Annotated in this window: 17 protein-coding genes; 7 read left to right on the top strand and 10 right to left on the bottom strand. The window is 72.9% G+C overall.

All coding sequences use genetic code 11. From position 1 onward, the window contains the following. Positions 1-11 precede the first annotated feature (11 nt). The gene (locus tag ABB07_RS32740; RefSeq protein ID WP_208902098.1) at positions 12-1,934 is read right to left on the bottom strand and encodes an RICIN domain-containing protein; all 1,923 of its coding nucleotides are present in this window, start codon (positions 1,932-1,934) and stop codon (positions 12-14) included. A 294-nt stretch (positions 1,935-2,228) separates the two neighbouring features. Between ABB07_RS32740 and galU the strand changes: the two genes are divergently transcribed. Then, entirely contained in the window at positions 2,229-3,191 is a 963-nt protein-coding gene (gene galU / locus ABB07_RS32735) for a UTP--glucose-1-phosphate uridylyltransferase GalU (RefSeq protein WP_425264776.1), read from the top strand. A gap of 66 nt (positions 3,192-3,257) precedes the next feature. On the opposite strand, the gene ABB07_RS32730 is transcribed toward galU, so the two are convergent. Continuing rightward, positions 3,258-3,710 carry a DUF4442 domain-containing protein gene (locus ABB07_RS32730; protein WP_208902096.1) on the bottom strand — a complete coding sequence of 151 codons (453 nt, stop codon included), beginning with the start codon at positions 3,708-3,710 and terminating at the stop codon, positions 3,258-3,260. Between the two features lie 125 nt (positions 3,711-3,835). Between ABB07_RS32730 and ABB07_RS32725 the strand changes: the two genes are divergently transcribed. Then, positions 3,836-4,867, top strand: coding sequence for a DUF8017 domain-containing protein (locus ABB07_RS32725; RefSeq protein ID WP_208902095.1), 1,032 nt, complete (start codon positions 3,836-3,838; stop codon positions 4,865-4,867). 124 nt (positions 4,868-4,991) lie between these two features. Here ABB07_RS32725 and ABB07_RS32720 read toward each other — a convergent pair whose 3' ends face one another. The 3 genes from ABB07_RS32720 to ABB07_RS32710 all read right to left on the bottom strand — a co-directional run bounded on the left by ABB07_RS32720 (position 4,992) and on the right by ABB07_RS32710 (position 8,040). After that, complete coding sequence (locus ABB07_RS32720) at positions 4,992-5,837, bottom strand: spermidine synthase (RefSeq protein WP_208902094.1); 846 nt, start codon at positions 5,835-5,837, stop codon at positions 4,992-4,994. 24 nt (positions 5,838-5,861) lie between these two features. Beyond that, a complete protein-coding gene (gene tuf, locus ABB07_RS32715) occupies positions 5,862-7,034 on the bottom strand; it encodes an elongation factor Tu (protein ID WP_208902093.1) in 1,173 nt (390 codons plus the stop codon). A gap of 283 nt (positions 7,035-7,317) precedes the next feature. After that, positions 7,318-8,040 (bottom strand): DNA alkylation repair protein, encoded by a 723-nt coding sequence (locus ABB07_RS32710; protein ID WP_208902092.1) that lies wholly within the window; start codon positions 8,038-8,040, stop codon positions 7,318-7,320. Positions 8,041-8,191: 151 nt separating this feature from the next. Here ABB07_RS32710 and ABB07_RS32705 point away from each other — a divergent pair, with 151 nt between their 5' ends. After that, positions 8,192-9,343, top strand: a complete 1,152-nt coding sequence (locus ABB07_RS32705; RefSeq protein WP_208903711.1) for a glutathione-independent formaldehyde dehydrogenase — start codon at positions 8,192-8,194, stop codon at positions 9,341-9,343. A 107-nt stretch (positions 9,344-9,450) separates the two neighbouring features. Next, positions 9,451-10,218 carry a TVP38/TMEM64 family protein gene (locus ABB07_RS32700; protein WP_208902091.1) on the top strand — a complete coding sequence of 256 codons (768 nt, stop codon included), beginning with the start codon at positions 9,451-9,453 and terminating at the stop codon, positions 10,216-10,218. A 3-nt stretch (positions 10,219-10,221) separates the two neighbouring features. Here ABB07_RS32700 and ABB07_RS32695 read toward each other — a convergent pair whose 3' ends face one another. After that, entirely contained in the window at positions 10,222-11,400 is a 1,179-nt protein-coding gene (locus ABB07_RS32695) for a thiolase family protein (protein ID WP_208902090.1), read from the bottom strand. Positions 11,401-11,537: 137 nt separating this feature from the next. Between ABB07_RS32695 and ABB07_RS32690 the strand changes: the two genes are divergently transcribed. Then, the gene (locus ABB07_RS32690; RefSeq protein WP_055708876.1) at positions 11,538-12,017 is read left to right on the top strand and encodes a winged helix-turn-helix transcriptional regulator; all 480 of its coding nucleotides are present in this window, start codon (positions 11,538-11,540) and stop codon (positions 12,015-12,017) included. Between the two features lie 102 nt (positions 12,018-12,119). On the opposite strand, the gene ABB07_RS32685 is transcribed toward ABB07_RS32690, so the two are convergent. From ABB07_RS32685 to ABB07_RS32675, 3 genes are read right to left on the bottom strand one after another with little or no spacing between them, the layout of a single operon-like run. After that, positions 12,120-12,845: a cupin domain-containing protein gene (locus ABB07_RS32685; protein ID WP_425264775.1), complete on the bottom strand. Its 726-nt coding sequence runs from the start codon at positions 12,843-12,845 to the stop codon at positions 12,120-12,122. Further along, positions 12,842-13,771, bottom strand: coding sequence for a DUF6807 domain-containing protein (locus tag ABB07_RS32680; RefSeq protein ID WP_208902088.1), 930 nt, complete (start codon positions 13,769-13,771; stop codon positions 12,842-12,844). The genes ABB07_RS32685 and ABB07_RS32680 overlap by 4 nt, the downstream gene beginning before the upstream one ends. Continuing rightward, positions 13,768-14,949 (bottom strand): Gfo/Idh/MocA family protein, encoded by a 1,182-nt coding sequence (locus ABB07_RS32675; protein ID WP_208902087.1) that lies wholly within the window; start codon positions 14,947-14,949, stop codon positions 13,768-13,770. Before ABB07_RS32675 ends, ABB07_RS32680 begins: the two co-directional genes overlap by 4 nt. Positions 14,950-15,446: 497 nt before the next feature. On the opposite strand from ABB07_RS32675, the gene ABB07_RS41100 reads away from it, so the two are divergent. Together ABB07_RS41100 and ABB07_RS32665 are read left to right on the top strand one after the other, a co-directional pair. After that, the gene (locus tag ABB07_RS41100; RefSeq protein ID WP_244189585.1) at positions 15,447-15,746 is read left to right on the top strand and encodes a hypothetical protein; all 300 of its coding nucleotides are present in this window, start codon (positions 15,447-15,449) and stop codon (positions 15,744-15,746) included. Between the two features lie 91 nt (positions 15,747-15,837). Next, a complete protein-coding gene (locus ABB07_RS32665; protein WP_208902086.1) occupies positions 15,838-16,017 on the top strand; it encodes a hypothetical protein in 180 nt (59 codons plus the stop codon). A gap of 27 nt (positions 16,018-16,044) precedes the next feature. Here ABB07_RS32665 and ABB07_RS32660 read toward each other — a convergent pair whose 3' ends face one another. Beyond that, positions 16,045-16,656 (bottom strand): DUF4291 domain-containing protein, encoded by a 612-nt coding sequence (locus tag ABB07_RS32660; RefSeq protein ID WP_208902085.1) that lies wholly within the window; start codon positions 16,654-16,656, stop codon positions 16,045-16,047. Positions 16,657-16,729 lie beyond the last annotated feature (73 nt).

Genomic DNA, 16,729 nt, shown 5'->3' with positions numbered 1-16,729 from the left:
CGCGCCGCGCGTCAGCGGAGCAGTGTGCCCACGGTCGCCGGTACGGCGGCGACCGGGCCGGCGACCGGCGGCAGGACCCGGTGCACCGCGCGCGCCGCCCGGGCGGGTGACACGGATCCGGTGCGCCGCCGGTCGTTGTCGGCGCCCACCTGGGCGATCCGGGTCTCGTCGGCCTGGCCCGACTTCCCCGGAGCGCCCGGCCCGCCGGCCGCGCCCTGCGGCGCCCCGCCCGAGGTGAGCCCAGGCGCGGGGCCCCCGGCATCGCCCGTCGAGAGCCCGTCGCCTGCCGAGGACCCCGCCGATGAGCCCCCTGGCGCGTCCGCCGCACCGTCCCCGGCGGCACCGGATCGGCCCGGAGCGCCGGGGTCACCCGGCACCCCCGGCCCGCCCGGCGCCACGTCCGGCCGACCCGCCCCGTCCGCCGCCGGCTCCAGCGCCCAGCGCTGGTCCGGCGCACCGTCGCGCGGTGCCAGCACGACGCCCGCGGAGGTGTCGCCGGAGCCCGCGGCGAGCGCGAGGCCCTCGTGCCGGCGCGGCAGGATCTCGCCGCGCACGGTGATGTCGTACGCCACCTCTCCGGCGTGCACGACACACCCGGCGAGCACGACGCTCTTCGAACCGGGGTCGGCGGCCAGGCACAGGGACGGGTCGGCGGCGCTGCGCAGCAACCCGTCGTCCTGGTACGACCACTGCTGCGAGGCGGCGGAGGTGCAGGGCGCGAGCACGACACCCGCACCCGCCCGCACACTGTCCCCGCGCACGTCCAGGCAGCGCCCGGAGGCGAGGCCGCGCAGGCCGCCGTGGGCCACCTCGGCGGGCCCGCCGGCCGAGGCGGCGGAGGAGTCGGCGGCCCGTGCGCCGGGGCCGCCCGGGTGTGTGGTGTGCCCGGCGGGGGCACCCCAGGTGGCGCCGGGCGTGGGGACACCGTTGTCATCGGACCAGCTCCTGGCCACGAGGACGGTGGCGAGCAACGCGAGCGAGGTCAGTCCGACGCCGACGGCCACGGCTGTGCGGTGGCGGCTGCCGGTCCCCGTACGGTGTCTGCCGCCCGCCTTCGCCTCCCCCGGATCGGACGCCGGCGCACACGGCGGGTCCTCGGTGGCGCCGCGTCCGGGGCGCGAGTCGAGATAGCGGCGGGCGCCCCAGCCGAGCACGGTCTCGGCGAGCAGCAGGCCCAGGCCGTCGTCGACCAGCCCGAAGGTCTCGGCCGCGTGCCGGCAGTACGCACAGGCCGTCAGATGCTGTCGTACGTCCGGCAGCAGGGCGCCGCCACGGCGCATGGGGACGTCCAGGAGCCGGTTGTAGAAGCGGCATTCCTTGGTCGGCGCGAGTTCCCGGTGGGCGCGTACGCAGCCCGCCCGGAATTGCTCGCGCGCCTGTTCCAGGGCGGCCGCGGCGGTGGCCGGGTCGACGCCCAGCAGACCGGCGGGTATGTTTATCGGTTCGGCTTCTACCTCGGTGTGCCACAGAAGGCATTGCGAGGCGCCGGGAAGGGCCTGGAAGGCGCGTTCGGCGAGTTGTCGTCTTTCCGGCGTTCCGGGCTTTGTCGCACGCAGTCCGCGACCTCCGGTGGGTTTGCGCAATTCCGGCAGGGTCGCGCAGGCCACCTCGTCCGCCGCCCAGGCGCGGACGATGTCGCGGACGGCGACGAGCAGGTGCGGGCGCAGGGCGCCGCCGGCCGCTCCGCCCGCCGCCCGGCCGAGGACCTCGTGGAAGGCGGCGGTGGCCACGAGTTGGGGCGCGGGACCGGCGGAGGCCAGGCAGACAACGGCGTAGTCGCGGGCGGCCCGCCAGTGGCGGGCCAGCAGCAGGGCGACGGCGTGGTGGTGGGCGGCGTGCGGACCGCCGAGCCGGGCGGCGAGATCGCGGTCGGACTCCCCGGGCGAACCGGGCAGCGGCGGATACGGCGGGCGTGGGGGGTGAGGGGACTGCACGGAACCATTTCCTTCCAGCCGCAGGACGCACACGAAATGCCGTCCTGACGGAAAGCAGTGCCATGTGATGCATACCTGGATCTGGTACGTACCTAAAGGGCCGGCCCTGGCGTTCGACGCCTGCCTTTGCCCTCCCGCGGGAAGGCTCACCTTCGCACACGCTGCTCACAGGAAACAAGAAGTTCGAATGACCCGGCTTCAAACTCAGCGAATTGCTCAGGAGTTACCGCCGGTATCACTTCCACAGCCGGTTCCCATGTTTCTCCGGGCCCGCTCTCATCCGGGTGCCCGAGCATGGGCCGCATGATCGCCTCCCGCTCCACAACCGCCCCCGCTCCCTCCCGTACGGTCCGCAAGGCGGTCGTACCGGCCGCCGGACTCGGTACCCGCTTCCTGCCCGCGACCAAGGCCACGCCGAAGGAGATGCTGCCGGTCGTCGACAAGCCGGCCATCCAGTACGTGGTCGAGGAGGCGGCCGCGGCCGGTCTGGACGACATCCTGATGGTCACCGGCCGCCACAAGCGGGCCATCGAGGACCACTTCGACCACGCCTTCGAACTGGAGCAGGCGCTGGCGGCCAAGGGCGACACCGTGCGGCTGGACGCGGTGCGCGATCCGGCGCGGCTCGCCGACATCCACCACATCCGCCAGGGCGACCCGCTCGGTCTCGGCCACGCCGTGCTGTGCGCCCGTCACCACGTCGGCGACCAGCCGTTCGCGGTGCTCCTCGGCGACGATCTGATCGACCCGCGCGAGACCCTGCTGAGCCGGATGCTCGAGGTCCGCGAGCGGTACGCGGGCAGCGTGGTGGCGCTGATGGAGGTCGACCCGGCGCAGATCCACCGCTACGGCTGCGCGGCGGTGGAACCGGCCGGTGAGGACGGGGTCGTACGCGTCACCGGGCTGGTGGAGAAGCCGGCGCAGGGGACCGCGCCGAGCCGGTACGCGGTCATCGGCCGCTATGTCCTCGACCCGGCCGTGTTCCACGTCCTGGAGCGCACCCCGCCGGGCCGCGGCGGCGAGATCCAGCTGACCGACGCCCTGCAGGCCCTCGCGGCGGACGGCACCGTCCACGGGGTCGTCTTCGACGGCCTGCGCTACGACACCGGCGACAAGGCCGACTACCTGCGCACGGTGGTCCGGCTCGCCTGCACCCGCCCCGACCTCGGCCCCGGATTCGCGCGCTGGCTCAGGGAGTTCGTGACGGAACTGGAGGAGAGCGCGACGGGCGGCCGGAACGGCCGCCGGGCCGCGTAGAGCGACACACCGGGCGGAACGAAGGGGCCCCTTTCCGAGGGGCCCCCTTCAACCGCCCGTCATTCCCTAGCTGTTGGGACGCAACGTCCAGACGACGGTCATCTCACCCGTCACGGCGCCGTCCGCACGGCGGATCTCGATCGCCACGGGGAACTCGGGGCGCTGCCCGGCGTCCAGCTCGGCCACGACCTCGGCGGCCGGACGGCCCAGCGTGGCGGTCGCGGTGACGGCGCCCATCGCGAGCTTCTTGTAGGCGATGTCGGCACGGACGGCGAGCGGCACCGCGCGGGAGAGCTGGTCCCCGAACGCGGCCAGCACGATGGCGCCGCTCGCGGACTCGCCGAGCGTGAACATCGCACCGGCGTGCGGCCCGCCCACATGGTTGTGATACGCGCCCTGGTCCGGCAGGGACACGACGGCCTTGTCCCCAGAGGTCTCGAGGAACTCCAGGTTCAGTGTCCGGGCCATGGGCACGGTGGCGGCGAGCATCTCGCCGATCGACATCTGGTCTGCGCTCATGGCACCATGTTACTCACGAGTAGCCGAAACTGACCAGCACGGACCCTCCCCCGCCCCGCTTCGCTACGACCCTGGCGAGGGCCGGTGACCGAATCGTGTCCCTGGCGGCACTAGGGTTACTGGCCATGTGGCCAGATCAGCAGCCGCCAGGGGGCGCGCCGAACCCGGGGAACGCCGGGCAGAACAACCCGCAGCAGAATCCGTACCAGCAGCCGGGTTACCAGCAGCCGAACCCGTACCAGCAGCCCGGATACCAGCAGTATCCGCAGGCCGGGCCGTACGGTCAGCAGCCGCAGTGGGGGCAGCCGCAGCCGCCCGCCGCGCCCGCTCCGCAGCCTCCGCAGGGGGGCGGCCGCACGAAGCTGATCGCGATCGTCGCGGCCACCGCGGTCGTGATCGCGGCCGCCGTGACCGGCTATCTCGTCCTCGGCAAGAAGGACGGCAAGGACGACCGGGCCGACGGCGGCAAGGGCGGCCGGGCGAGCCAGTCGCCGGCCCCCCAGCCCACGGCCAGTTCGTCGGCGACGGACGACCCGCGCGGAACCGGGACGGAGAAGCCGGCCATCCCCGGCTGGAAGGTCGTGGTGAACCCCAAGTGGGGCGTCGCCTTCGACGTGCCGCCGCAGTGGGAGGTCGAGTCCACCGGCCTCGCGGTCGGCTTCGACTTCCCGAAGAGCGAGAAGGACTCGGGCATCACCATGTCGGGTCTCGCCGAGTACCAGCCGAAGTGGTGCACCTCGGACGACGACAAGGACGGCCGCACCGAGGACACCCCGCTGGCGGTCGTGGGCACCAAGGGGGCGAGCGGCGCCAAGAACACGGACGAGATCGCCCTCAACACGCCGCCCTGGTGGGTCTACGGCGGCTACACCATGCCGGACAAGAAGAGCATCTCCTGGGACAAGAAGGCCACGTCCTTCAAGTCCGCCTCGGGCGTCGAGGGCAGCTACGCCTGGGCCCAGTCGACCCACACACCGCGCAAGGGCAAGTGTGTGACCGACGGCAAGGCGCTGACGTTCGGCTTCCAGAACTCGGTGCACGACTACGTGTCGTTCAACTTCTACGGCGCCAAAGGCGTGACCGGCGAGGTGTCCAAGGCGACCGTACTGAAGGTGCTCAGCACCGTCCGGCTGCACGGGGACCCGACGAACCAGTGAGCCCGCGGGGTGTTCCGGCCCGCCGTCGCGCGGCGGGCCCGGAACACCGTGGAGCCTCAGCCCTGGCGCAGGTGGCCGCGGTGGACCCGGTGACCCCAGAGGGTGTCGTCGCCTGCTTGTCGGGTCAGCCGATGCCGAACGCCCCGCCCGGGGGCTCGGGTGACGGTACGGCGTCGGCGTCCTCCACGGGCCGGGCGGAACCGGTGAACTCCCGTACCGCCGCCCCGTGTTCGACCCGCGCCGGGAAGGCGTCCGCAGCGGTACGGCGGGCCAGTGCGGCGGTGTCGAGGGGCCGGTGTGCGGCGGCGAGCACCGCGTTTCCGAACCGGCGGCCGCGCAGCACCGCGGGCTCGGCGATCAGCACCAGCTCCTCGAAAACGGCCGCGAGCGTGGCCAGTTGGGACCGCAGGAACCCGAACGGCGCGGCGTCCGCGAGATTGGCCAGGTAGACCCCGCCCGGCCGCAGCACCCGCTCGGCCTCGCGGGCGTAGGCGAGCGTGGTCAGGTGCGCCGGCACCCGGGACCCGCCGAAGACGTCGGCGATCAGCACATCGGCGTGATCGTCCGGGGCCGCCTCCAGCCAGGCCCGGGCGTCGGCGGCGTGCACCGCGACACCCGAGCCGGCCGGCAGCGGCAGGTACTCGGCGACCAGCTCCAGCAGCCCCCGGTCGGCCTCGACGACGTCCTGCCGCGAGCCCGGCCGGGTGGCCGCCACATAGCGCGGCAGCGTCAGCGCCCCGCCGCCCAGGTGCAGCACGTGCAGCGGCCGCCCGGCCTCCGCCACGGCGTCGAGCACATACCCGAGCCGCCGCGCGTACTCGAACTCCAGATACGCCGGATCGTCGAGATCGACGTACGACTGCGGCGCCCCGTCGACGGTCAGCAGCCAGGCCCGCGCGCGATCGACATCGGGCATGAGCTTGGCGGTGCCGTGATCGGTGGCGCGGGTCACGGGTATGGGTTCGTTCACCCCTCCATTGTGGGGGCGACCGCGCTACCCGACCGTCGTCACGGTCCCCGCTCCCACCGTCCGACCGCCCTCACGGATGGCGAACCCGAGCCCCGGCTCCAGCGGCATCTCCCGTCCCAGCTCGACCGTCATCTCCACGGTCTCTCCGGGCCGGGCCATGCCCACGGCGCCGAGGTCGACGTCACCGACCACGTCCGCCGTGCGGATGTAGAACTGCGGGCGGTATCCGGTCGCGACCGGCGTCGTACGACCCCCCTCGCGCCCCGCCAGCAGGTACACCCGCGCCGAGAACCGCCGCGCCGGCACCACGCTCCCCGGCGCCGCCACCACATGCCCGCGTCGCACGGCGTCACGCGGCACACCCCGCAGCAGCACCGCCACGTTGTCCCCGGCCTCCGCCTCCTCCATCGGCTTGCCGAAGGTCTCGAGCCCGGTGACCACGCTGTCCACCCCGGCGCCGAGGACCGAGACCCGGTCCCCCAGGCGGAGCGTGCCCCGCTCCACGGCACCCGTGACGACCGTGCCCCGGCCGGTGATGGTGAGCACGTTCTCCACCGGCAGCAGGAACGGCGCGTCCAGATACCGCTCCGGCATCGGCACGTACGTGTCCACCGCGTCGAGCAGCGCCTCGACGGCCGCCGTCCAGCGCGGGTCGCCCTCCAGCGCCCGCAGCCCGGAGACCCGTACGACGGGCACGGAGTCGCCCGGGTAGCCCTGGGCGGTCAGCAGGTCGCGGACCTCCAGCTCGACGAGGTCGATGAGCTCCTCGTCGTCCGTGCCGTCGGCCTTGTTGAGGGCGACGACGATGTGGTCGACGCCCACCTGCCGGGCGAGCAGCACGTGTTCGGCGGTCTGCGGCATGATCCCGTCGAGCGCGGACACGACGAGGATCGCCCCGTCGAGCTGCGCGGCGCCGGTGACCATGTTCTTGACGTAGTCGGCGTGCCCCGGCATGTCCACGTGGGCGTAGTGCCGGGTGTCGGTCTCGTACTCGACGTGCGCGATGTTGATGGTGATGCCGCGGGCGGCCTCCTCCGGGGCCCGGTCGATGCGGTCGAACGGCACGAAGGTGCCGGAGCCGCGCTCGGCGAGGACCTTGGTGATGGCGGCGGTCAGGGTGGTCTTGCCGTGGTCGACATGACCCATGGTGCCGATGTTCAGGTGCGGCTTGGTGCGCACGTAGGCCGTTTTGGACATGGCTGTACCTCGAAGCCTCTCAGCCGTAAGGAGAAACGCGGGACCCCGGGGACTCGCCGACCCTCCCCCTGCGGGGTCCGCCGGACGTTCCGGAGAGGGTCAGCTTCGGGCGCCGTCGACAGCGGCCACGAGGATCAGGACGGCAGCCTTCGGCGCATCCGCGACGGCGGATGCTGCGAGGAGGAAGGCGTACCGGAACATGCGGTCGATCCTCGCCGAGCAGGCGTCCGGCGTCGAACGATTTTCGGCTGCCGGTGAGTTGGGGCCCACCCGCCGGTGATGCTCACGCGCCGATGTTCTTCAGCGCCTCCCGGACGGTCAGTGGCGCGAACCTGCCCCGCTCCCGCGCCAGGAAGGCCCGTACGGCCCCGGGGTCGGTCTTGGCGTACTCGCGCAGGGCCCAGCCGATCGCCTTGCGGACGAAGAAGTCGGGATGCCCGGACTGGACCAGGCAGTAGCCGAACAGCCGCTCGGCGTCGGTGTCTTCCTTGCGGGTCAGCTGGTGGAGCAGGGCCGTGCGCACCGGCCACCGGTCGCCGTCGGTGATCCAGGCGTCCATGTCGGCGGTGAGCCGGGGGTCGGCGGCGACCAGGCGCCCGACCACGTGGGCGGCGAGCAGATCGACGGTGTCCCACCACGGGACGGTCGTGACGAGGTGCCGGGTCACCGGCAGGAAGCCGGACGAGCACCGCGCGGCGTGCCGGCGCAGGTAGTCCACCGCGAAGTAGTGGTACTCACGCTCCGGCAGCGCCCAGCAGCGCAGCGCGATCGCGGTGCAGTCGGCCTCGTCGGGGCGCGGGGTGCCCGCGAGGACGGTGCGGGACAGGATGCGGCGGTCCGGGGTGGGGATGCCGAGGAAGGGGGCCACGTCCTTCATGTACGCCCGCATCGGGCCGGCCCGCCCCGGATCGGCGGCGGCCGCGAACACCACCGTCAGCCGCTCCAGCACGGTGTCGGCGAGAGCACTGGGCGGCACGTGCGGCGGGGCCGCGCCCACGACGGTCATGAAGGAACGATACTATCGAACACGCGTACGATCACGCTGCAGCATCACGCGCCTCGAACCGCGGCGCAGCACCCCTCCGACGGGGGTTGCACCCCCCTCCCCACCGGCGTTCCCTGGAAGTAGTGGCGGTGAAGCGGCGGAGGTGACAGAGGTGAAAGCCGTCGTCTACGAAGAGCCCTTCAGCGTGGTGGTGAAGGACGTCCAGGATCCCCGGATCCAGCATCCCAACGATGTGCTCGTACGCGTCACGTCGACCGCGATATGCGGTTCGGACCTGCACATGTACGAGGGCCGCACGGCGGCCGAGTCGGGCATCGTCTTCGGGCACGAGAACCTCGGCATCATCGAGGAGGTGGGCAGCGGGGTGACCTCCCTGTCCCAGGGTGACCGTGTCGTGATGCCGTTCAACGTCGCCTGCGGATTCTGCAAGAACTGTCTCGCCGGCAAGACCGGCTTCTGCCTGACGGTCAATCCCGGATTCGCGGGCGGGGCCTACGGCTATGTGGCGATGGGCCCGTTCATCGGCGGCCAGGCCGAGCTGCTGCGGGTGCCGTACGCCGACTTCAACTGTCTGAAGCTGCCCCCGGGCGACGAGTTCGAGACGGACTTCGTCCTGCTCGCCGACATCTTCCCGACGGGCTACCACGGTTGCGAGCTCGCCCAGGTCTCCCCCGGCGAGAGCGTGGCCGTCTACGGCGCCGGGCCGGTGGGACTGATGGCCGCCTACTCGGCGCTGCTGCGCGGCGCGGCGAAGGTGTTCTCCGTCGACCGGGTGCCCGAGCGGCTGGCCAAGGCGGAGGAGATCGGGGCCATCCCGATCGACTTCACCAAGGGCGACCCGGCGGAGCAGATCAAGGAACAGACGGGAGGCGAGGGCACCGACAAGGGTGTCGACGCCGTCGGCTACCAGGCCCAGGCGCACGACGCCAGCCACGAGGAGCCCGCCATCGTCCTCAACGAGCTGGTCCAGACGGTACGGCCGACGGGCATGCTCGGCGTGCCCGGTCTGTACGTGCCCTCGGACCCGGGCGGTCCCGACGACCACGCCAAACACGGCCAGCTGCTGGTCTCGATCGGCAAGATGTTCGAGAAGGGCCAGCAGATGGGCACCGGTCAGTGCAATGTCAAGCGGTACAACCGCCAGCTGCGCGACCTGATCATCGCCGGGCGCGCCAAGCCCAGCTTCGTGGTCTCCCACGAGCTGCCGCTGGACCAGGCGCCGCAGGCGTACGAGAAGTTCGACAAGCGGATCGAGGGCTACACCAAGGTGGTACTGCACCCCGGTCACGCTCTCGCCGCGTGAGACACGTGAGACAAGGGACCACGGGTCCGGGCGCCACGGGTGCCCGGACCCGCTGGGTGCGGCAGACCTGACGGCGATCACACGCGTTCGTCGGTTAATGTCACCGGATGCTCGATGCCACCCGCTCTGGCACCGCCACGGCCGCTCCCCCGGCCGCCGCCACGGAGCTCGCCGTACCCGCCTCCCGCCTGCCCCGCGCCGGGTTCGCCGGGCGGTGTGCGCGGGCGCTGGCGCATCCCTATGCCCGGCTGTCGCTGCTCCTCGTGCTGCTCGCCGGTGCCGCCGCGAGCGTGCTGGTCTTCCAGCCGCAGCGGCTGCTGACCCACGGGTGGCCGCCGCAGCTGGGCGGGGCCGCGGCGGCCGCGGTGTTCGGCGTGGCGTACGGGCTGTGCACCGTGGCGTTCGTGCCGCGCCCCCTGCTCAACCTGGCGGCGGGCGCGCTGTTCGGCTCACAGCTGGGGCTGGCGACCTCGCTGGCGGGCACCGTGCTCGGCGCGGGCGTGGCGTTCGGGCTCGGCCGGGTGCTCGGGCAGGACGCGCTGCGCCCGCTGCTGCGGGGCCGCTGGCTGAAGGCGGCCGACGGTCAGCTGAGCCGGCACGGGTTCCGGTCCATGCTGGCGGCCCGGCTCTTCCCGGGTGTGCCGTTCTGGGCGGCGAACTACTGCGCGGCCGTCTCCCGCATGGGCTGGTGGCCGTTTCTGCTGGCCACTGCCGTCGGTTCGATCCCGAACACCGCCGCCTACGCGGTCGCCGGCGCCCGCGCCTCCGCGCCGACGTCTCCCGCCTTCCTGATCGCGATGGCCGGGATCGCCGTACCGGCGCTGCTGGGCGCGGTGGTGGCCTGGCGCAAGCGGCACCATCTGCGCGGCCGCTGAGGCTCATTCCGGCCGGAGGCCCTCGAGGATCATCGCGTTGGCCAGTCCGCCCGCCTCGCACATGGTCTGCAGGGCGTATCGGGCGCCGCGCTCGCGCATGGCGTGGACCAGGGTGGTGGTCAGCCGGGTGCCGCTGGCGCCGAGCGGGTGGCCGAGGGCGATCGCGCCGCCGTGCACGTTGACCTTGGCCAGATCGGCGCCGGTCTCCTGCTGCCAGGCCAGTACGACGCTGGAGAAGGCCTCGTTGACCTCGAAGAGGTCGATGTCGGCCGGCTTCAGTCCCGCCCGGTGCAGCACCTTCTCGGTCGCGGGGACGACCCCGGTGAGCATCAGCAGCGGGTCGGAACCGGTGACGGCGAAGCTGTGCAGGCGGGCCAGCGGGCGCAGGCCGAGGCGGGCCGCGGTGTCGCCGGAGGTGATCAGCACGGCGGAGGCGCCGTCGTTGACTGGGCTGGCGTTGCCCGCGGTCACGTTCCACTCGATCTGCGGGAAGCGCTCGGCGAAGCCGGGGTCGTAGTAGGCGGGCTTGAGGCCGGCGAGGATCTCCGGGGTGCTGCCGGGGCGGACGCACTCGTCGCGGGAGACGCCGTCCAGCGGCGCGATCTCGGCGTCGAACAGGCCCTTGTCCCAGGCCGCGGCGGCCTTGTCGTGCGAGGAGACGGCGAACTCGTCCATCCGCGCACGCGTCAGGGACCACTTGGCGGCGATCAGCTCCGCGCTGATGCCCTGCGGGACCAGGCCCTCGGGGTAGCGCTCGGCGACGCCGGGACCGAACGGGTCCTTGTCCGCGGGCACGTTGGACCACATCGGCACCCGGCTCATCGACTCCACACCGCAGGCGACGACGAGGTCGTACGCCCCGGACAGCACGCCCTGCGCGGCGAAGTGCACGGCCTGCTGGGAGGAGCCGCACTGACGGTCCACCGTGGTGGCCGGCACCGTCTCCGGGAAGCCGGCGGCGAGGACCGCGTACCGGGTGGTGTTCATGGCCTGCTCGCCGACCTGATCGACGGTGCCGCCGATGACGTCGTCGATCAGCGCCGGGTCCACGCCGGAGCGTTCGACCAGGGTGCGCAGGGTGTGGGCGAGCAGCTGCACGGGGTGGACGTGGGCGAGGGAGCCGTTCGGCTTGCCCTTGCCGATGGGGGTGCGTACGGCTTCGACGATCACTGCGTCGCGCATGGCGCGGGCCTCCTTGGCCGCCTGGCTGTCCGCAGCGAGCCGGGCGGCGGGCTGCGGCAGCTACCAGTGAGTAGGTAATTCAAACTCACCATAGCTTGACGGGTTGGAAAATCAAACCCTCCTCTAGACTGACTCTCATGGCCGCACGAAAGACCGCGCACGACCCGCGCCCCTGCTCCATCGCCGACGCCCTAGCGCTGGTCGGCGAGAAGTACTCCTTGCTCGTCCTGCGCGAGGTGTGCCTGGGCAACGGCCGCTTCGACCAGCTCGTGCGCAACATCGGCGCCCCGCGCGACATCCTGGCCACCCGGCTGCGCCGGCTCGTGGACGCCGGGATCCTCACCAAACGCGTCTACAGCGAGCGCCCGCAGCGCTTCGAGTACCGGCCCACGCAGGCCGGCCTCGAACTGGAGCCGGTCCTCATGACCCTCAAGGAGTGGGGCGACCGCCACATCCGCAAGGGCGCCGACCTGCCCATGGCCGTCGAGCACGTCTGCGGCAACGAACTGGTCCCGGTCGTCACCTGCCGCGCGTGCGGGGAGGAGGTCCGCCACGAGGACCTCACGGCACATCCGCAGGCGCCGGGGTGGACGCTGACCGGACCGACAGCGGCGTAAGCCCCCCGGAAGGGGCGCGGGGCTGTATCGATGTGCGGCTCCGCCGCGTGGGCGCGACCAGCCACGACGGATCCGCAGCCGCTCGACGGCCCAACGCGGCACCTACAGCGGCGTATCGTAAACGTCAAGCCGCCCGCACATCCCGAACCGCCCCTGCTCAAAGGGGAATTCGGACTGTACAACCGCCTCGGCGAGGTGCGCCGAGTCCCCCTCCGCCAGCCGGTCCAGATGCCGGCCCGTCGCCTCGGCCGCCGCCAGCGCACCCTGCCGCCACCGCTCTCTCCACTCGGCGACCCGGGGCCGTACGAGCGCGAGGGCGGCCCGATGGAAGGCGGCCAGCGCTTCCGGCTCCCGTGCGGCCCGCAGGGCCCGGTAACCCTCCAGAGCCAGGTCACGCCGAGCGCGAGCGGCCCGCTCCCGCTCCTCCTCCGGTGCGTCCACCGGGATCGTGGTCGCGGCGGCGTACGCCTCCGGGTCGGCCAGGTGCTCCGGCGGGAGCGTGAGCACCGCGTCCCCGGCCTCCGGCAGCCCGCTGTTCTGCATGAGGACGGTGATGCGCAGATCGCCGTCGTTGACCAGCCGGTGGATGGTGCCCGGCGTGAACCAGGCGACCGTGCCGGGCGCGAGCGGGGTGACCTGGTAGCCGGACGCGGTCAGCGTCTGGACCGCGCCCCGGCCGCCGGTGACGACGTACGCCTCCGAACAGGCCAGATGCACATGGGGAGTTCCGCCACGCGCCCCGTCGGCGGCGGGCCAGTCGTACACGCACAGCCGGGACACGGCGATCCCGCCCGGCAGACCGGCGAACGTGTGCTCCCCGGCGCTCACCACGGATGCGTCTCCAGGTACGTGACGACGTCCGCCCGCCGCCAGGCCCCGTCCGCCACCACGACCCGGTAGCGGCGGCGGAGCGTGTCGCCGGGGACGAGCTCCAGCTCCTCGAAGAAGGACCAGGAGGGGGCGACGGCGGCGAAGGGGTCGTTGCGGACGAACCAGTGGGCGGGGTGGGTTCCGCCCGCGCCGGAGTGGTCGTTCTCCGGGGCGTGCGCGAAGACGAGGGTGGCGTGGCCGTCGATGCCGTCGTGTTCACCGGAGTACGCCAGCCAGGGCGCCTGGGTGCCCATCAGCGCCGGGCCCTCCCCCTCCGGGCCGATGATCCGCCCCTCCCGGAAGGCGCGCGGACCCCGCCAGAAAAGGCCCGTGTAGCCCGCCAGTTCGCGCCCGGCGGTGGTGGGGCTGCCGAAGCGGAGCGGCTCGGCGCGCCGGTTGGTGATCGCGCTGGTCCAGGTGAGCGCCCAGGAGCCGGAGTCCGGGTCGACGTCGTGGACCTCGATCCGCCGCTCCTCCTCCGCCCACAGCTCGCCGTCGTACGGATGCCAGGTCAGCCGCTCGGCGATCACCGCCCCGCCGTCGGCCGCCGAGACCTCGTCGAAGCCGGCGTGCCGCATCGAACCGACCCGTTCGGGCAGTTCGAGGTAGCCCTGCCCGGGCACATAGGTGTTGCCGCCCCACAGGTTCGCCCCGGACAGGTGCGAGGCGGTCAGGGACAGGCCCTTGTGCCAGCGGTGGTCGTTCGGGCGGTGGTCGGTGACGACGGCGCCGGTGAGAGTGCGGACCGGGTGGAGGTAGGGCCGGGGCGCCTCCCAGGCGGCTTCGGCGCGGTAGACGTAGGCGAACAGGTCGACGCCGGTGGCCGGTTCGCGGACGGTGATCCGGTCGCCGTGCGCGTGGACCAGCCGCAGTGCGCCGGTCACGCCGAAACCTCCTCGGCGGTCACCGGCGCCCAGCCGGGGGCGCCGCCGTGCAGGGCGGTGTAGTAGGGGTCGCCGGGGCCGATCTCGCCCGCGCGGACGGTGGTGTCCGTGAACGCGGACTTGTACAGGGCCGTGATCAGCTCCAGGCTCGTCCGCCCGTCCGCGCCGCTGCTGCGCGGCCGCTCACCCGCGCGCATGGCGGCGACCAGGTCGCGCAGCTGGGCCAGGTGGGAGCTGGGCACGTCCGGACCGAAGTCCCGCCACCGCTCGGCCTGTTCGGCGGGTACGTCCGGGGCCGGGGTGATGCGCCAGTCGTCGTTGGCGTGCCCGTAGAGGTGGGTCAGCTCGACGGTCGCGCGCTCGCAGTCGATGCGGATGCGGCTGACCTCGTCGGGGCTCAGCACGCTGTTGACGACGGTCGCGAGAGCGCCGCTCGCGAAGCGGACCAGGGCGGTGGAGACGTCCTCGGTCTCGACGTCGTGCACCAGCCGCCCGGCCATGGCCCGCACCTCGCTCCACGGACCGAGCAGATCCAGCAGCAGGTCCATCTGGTGGATGCCGTGCCCCATGGCCGGGCCGCCGCCCTCGGTGTGCCAGCGGCCCCGCCAGGGCACGGCGTAGTAAGCGGTGTCCCGGTACCAGGTGGTCTGGCAGTGCGCCACCAGGGGCCGCCCGAGGGCGCCTTCGGCGAGCAGCCGGCGCACGTGCCGGGATCCGGAGCCGAACCGGTGCTGGAAGACGATCGCCGCGTACGGCCCGCCGTCCGCGCCCTCCTCCGCCTCGATCGCGTCGAAGTCGGCGAGCGAGGGCACCGGCGGCTTCTCGCACCACACCCAGGCCCCGGCGCGCAGCGCGGCCACCGTCTGCGCGCGGTGCAGGGTGGGCGGGGTGCAGATGCTGACCAGGTCGGGCCGCTGCTCGGCCAGCATCCGGTCGAGGTCGGTGCAGGCGTGCGGGATGCCGCTCTCGGCGCAGAAGGCCTCGACGGCCTTTTGGTCGATGTCGACGGCGGCCACGACCTCCACCTCGCCCTCCCGTGCGAGCTGGGCCAGTGCCGGCAGATGGGAGCCGCGCCCGATGGCGCCGGTGCCGATGACGGCGGCACGGATGCGGCGGCCGGTGAACCGGGGTGTCGAACGTGGGCGGTCGGGCGTGGGCGGGAGGGGAGAGGGCGGCATGGGCGGGTTCAGCACTCCTCCGGTACGGCGGGCGCGCGGGCCGGCGATGCGGCGAGCATGTCCAGCAAGCGCTTTCTCCTGCGCTGCAACGTAAGCGGAGGCGTGGGGACCGGTCAACACCAGGGAGCGGCTGAACCGTTCGACCGCCGATTCGGCGCAATGGCTCCGGCCGACCACGCTCCTCCCGTCGTGTGATCACCTCTTGACCGTCACGCTTGTCCAGGCAGGCACCCTGACCCCGCACGCGGCGCGGTCGGCGGCGAGCGCGGCACGGACCGGCCGGAGACACGCCCCATGGCCCTCACCCAGCAGTTCGCCCGTGTCACCCCGAGTATCCCCTGCGGTGCCGGACGACGGCGCTCGCCTCCCCCGACGCCGCGCCGGGCCGGGCCCCGCCGGAGAGCGGCACCCTGGACACGGACTGGGCGCTGTGGGGACTGCCGCGGTTCCGCCGTGGCCTGGGCGCCGACCCCGCCGCGGCCCGCCCGCTCGACCGGGTGACCGGCGGCGACGCCGACGAGGACGTGGGCTTCCTCGACCACCCCGACGAACACGACGGTTTCGACAGCCCGCCCCGGCTGCCGTCCGCAGCCGCCGTTTCGGACATCTCCCGCGCCCTGAACCAACTCGGCCTGGACGGCGTCCTCGCCCGGCTGCCCGCGGCCGCTGCGGCCTGCGGATGCCCCGGCTTCAGCGGTGCCGTACGGGCCTACCTGACCGGGCACTTCGCCGCCGCCCGCGCCTTCTTCCGCGAGGCGGCCCGGCAGGGCATGTGCGTGGTGGTCCGGATCGACTGAGGGCCTGACGGCCGGCGACGGTGACCAACTGCACCCCTTCTGTGTAGCCGAACGGTAGCGCAGTGTCAGTGCTCGGCCCTAGGCTGTGCCCATGTCCCCCGATGTCCCGCCCTCTGGTTCCGTGCGGTCTGCTGCCGAGGTGAACGAGCAGATCCGGGCGCTGTGGCTGCGTGCGGGCGGCACCCTGTCGGCCCAGGAGCGCGTGGAGTACGAGCTGCTGGTGGTCGAGTGGGCCGAGGCGATCCGCTGTGAGGTCATCGAGGCCGCCTGACCCGGGCGGTGTCCCGCCGCCACCGGCCTACGCCCGCAGATGTGCGAGCACCTCGTCCGCCACCGGATACGGCCGCTCCTCGGGCAACAGCCCTGCCGCTTGCGCCAGTTGTCCGGCCCGCACCAGGCCGTGGACCTCGCAGGCCAGCGGGGTCACGTCCTCGATGCCCACGATCCACTCGTCGGCGTACCGCGCCGCGGCCTCCCCGGCGAGGCCGAGCTGCAACGACCGGTAGGGCAAGGGGTTGTGGTGCAGATCCCGCTCAGGGTCCCACTGCACACGCGCCGGGGACCGGCGCAACTGCCGCTTCCAGGACGCCTGGTCCTCGTGCAGCGCGGGCACGTAGTGCGACAGACAGGCGTGCCGCAGGGCCCACTCGAATCCCGCGCGGTCGATCTCCACGGCGAGCACGGTCTCCTGCCCTTCTTTCGTGCCCCAGCCGCAGCGGTACATCATCCACAGGAAGGACGGCTTGATCCAGGTCATCCGATCCCGCTTCCAGGCGGCCGGGAAGCGTCCGGTGCGGGCCGCCGGGTGGCCTATCTGCGGGCGGTAGGCCTGGTACACGGTCACCGTGGATTCCGTGTACCGGGCGCGGATGCGGAACTTCGGTTCGGGGTCGATGGGTTGATCGTTCATGGCTAGAGGTTCGGGGTTCCGGGCCGCCGCGCACCACCGAATATCCACGGACGCCGATCGTCCCGATGTCCCC

The sequence above is a fragment of the Streptomyces incarnatus genome, assembly GCF_001027185.1.
GTDB classification, from domain to species: Bacteria; Actinomycetota; Actinomycetes; order Streptomycetales; family Streptomycetaceae; genus Streptomyces; species Streptomyces puniciscabiei.
Note: the sequence above shows the minus strand (reverse complement) of the source record. Positions and strands in the feature narration are given on the sequence as shown.

Bases quoted from the DNA above. Each gene is read 5' to 3' on its own strand.
- ABB07_RS32730 (WP_208902096.1), bottom strand. From the start codon at position 3,710: ATGAGCGCAGACCAGATGTCGATCGGCGAGATGCTCGCCGCCACCGTG.
- galU (WP_425264776.1), top strand. From the start codon at position 2,229: ATGGGCCGCATGATCGCCTCCCGCTCCACAACCGCCCCCGCTCCCTCC.
- ABB07_RS32710 (WP_208902092.1), bottom strand. From the start codon at position 8,040: ATGACCGTCGTGGGCGCGGCCCCGCCGCACGTGCCGCCCAGTGCTCTC.
- ABB07_RS32690 (WP_055708876.1), top strand. From the start codon at position 11,538: ATGGCCGCACGAAAGACCGCGCACGACCCGCGCCCCTGCTCCATCGCC.
- ABB07_RS32725 (WP_208902095.1), top strand. From the start codon at position 3,836: ATGTGGCCAGATCAGCAGCCGCCAGGGGGCGCGCCGAACCCGGGGAAC.
- ABB07_RS32695 (WP_208902090.1), bottom strand. From the start codon at position 11,400: ATGCGCGACGCAGTGATCGTCGAAGCCGTACGCACCCCCATCGGCAAG.
- ABB07_RS32700 (WP_208902091.1), top strand. From the start codon at position 9,451: ATGCTCGATGCCACCCGCTCTGGCACCGCCACGGCCGCTCCCCCGGCC.
- tuf (WP_208902093.1), bottom strand. From the start codon at position 7,034: ATGTCCAAAACGGCCTACGTGCGCACCAAGCCGCACCTGAACATCGGC.
- ABB07_RS32665 (WP_208902086.1), top strand. From the start codon at position 15,838: ATGTCCCCCGATGTCCCGCCCTCTGGTTCCGTGCGGTCTGCTGCCGAG.
- ABB07_RS32660 (WP_208902085.1), bottom strand. From the start codon at position 16,656: ATGAACGATCAACCCATCGACCCCGAACCGAAGTTCCGCATCCGCGCC.
- ABB07_RS32675 (WP_208902087.1), bottom strand. From the start codon at position 14,949: ATGCCGCCCTCTCCCCTCCCGCCCACGCCCGACCGCCCACGTTCGACA.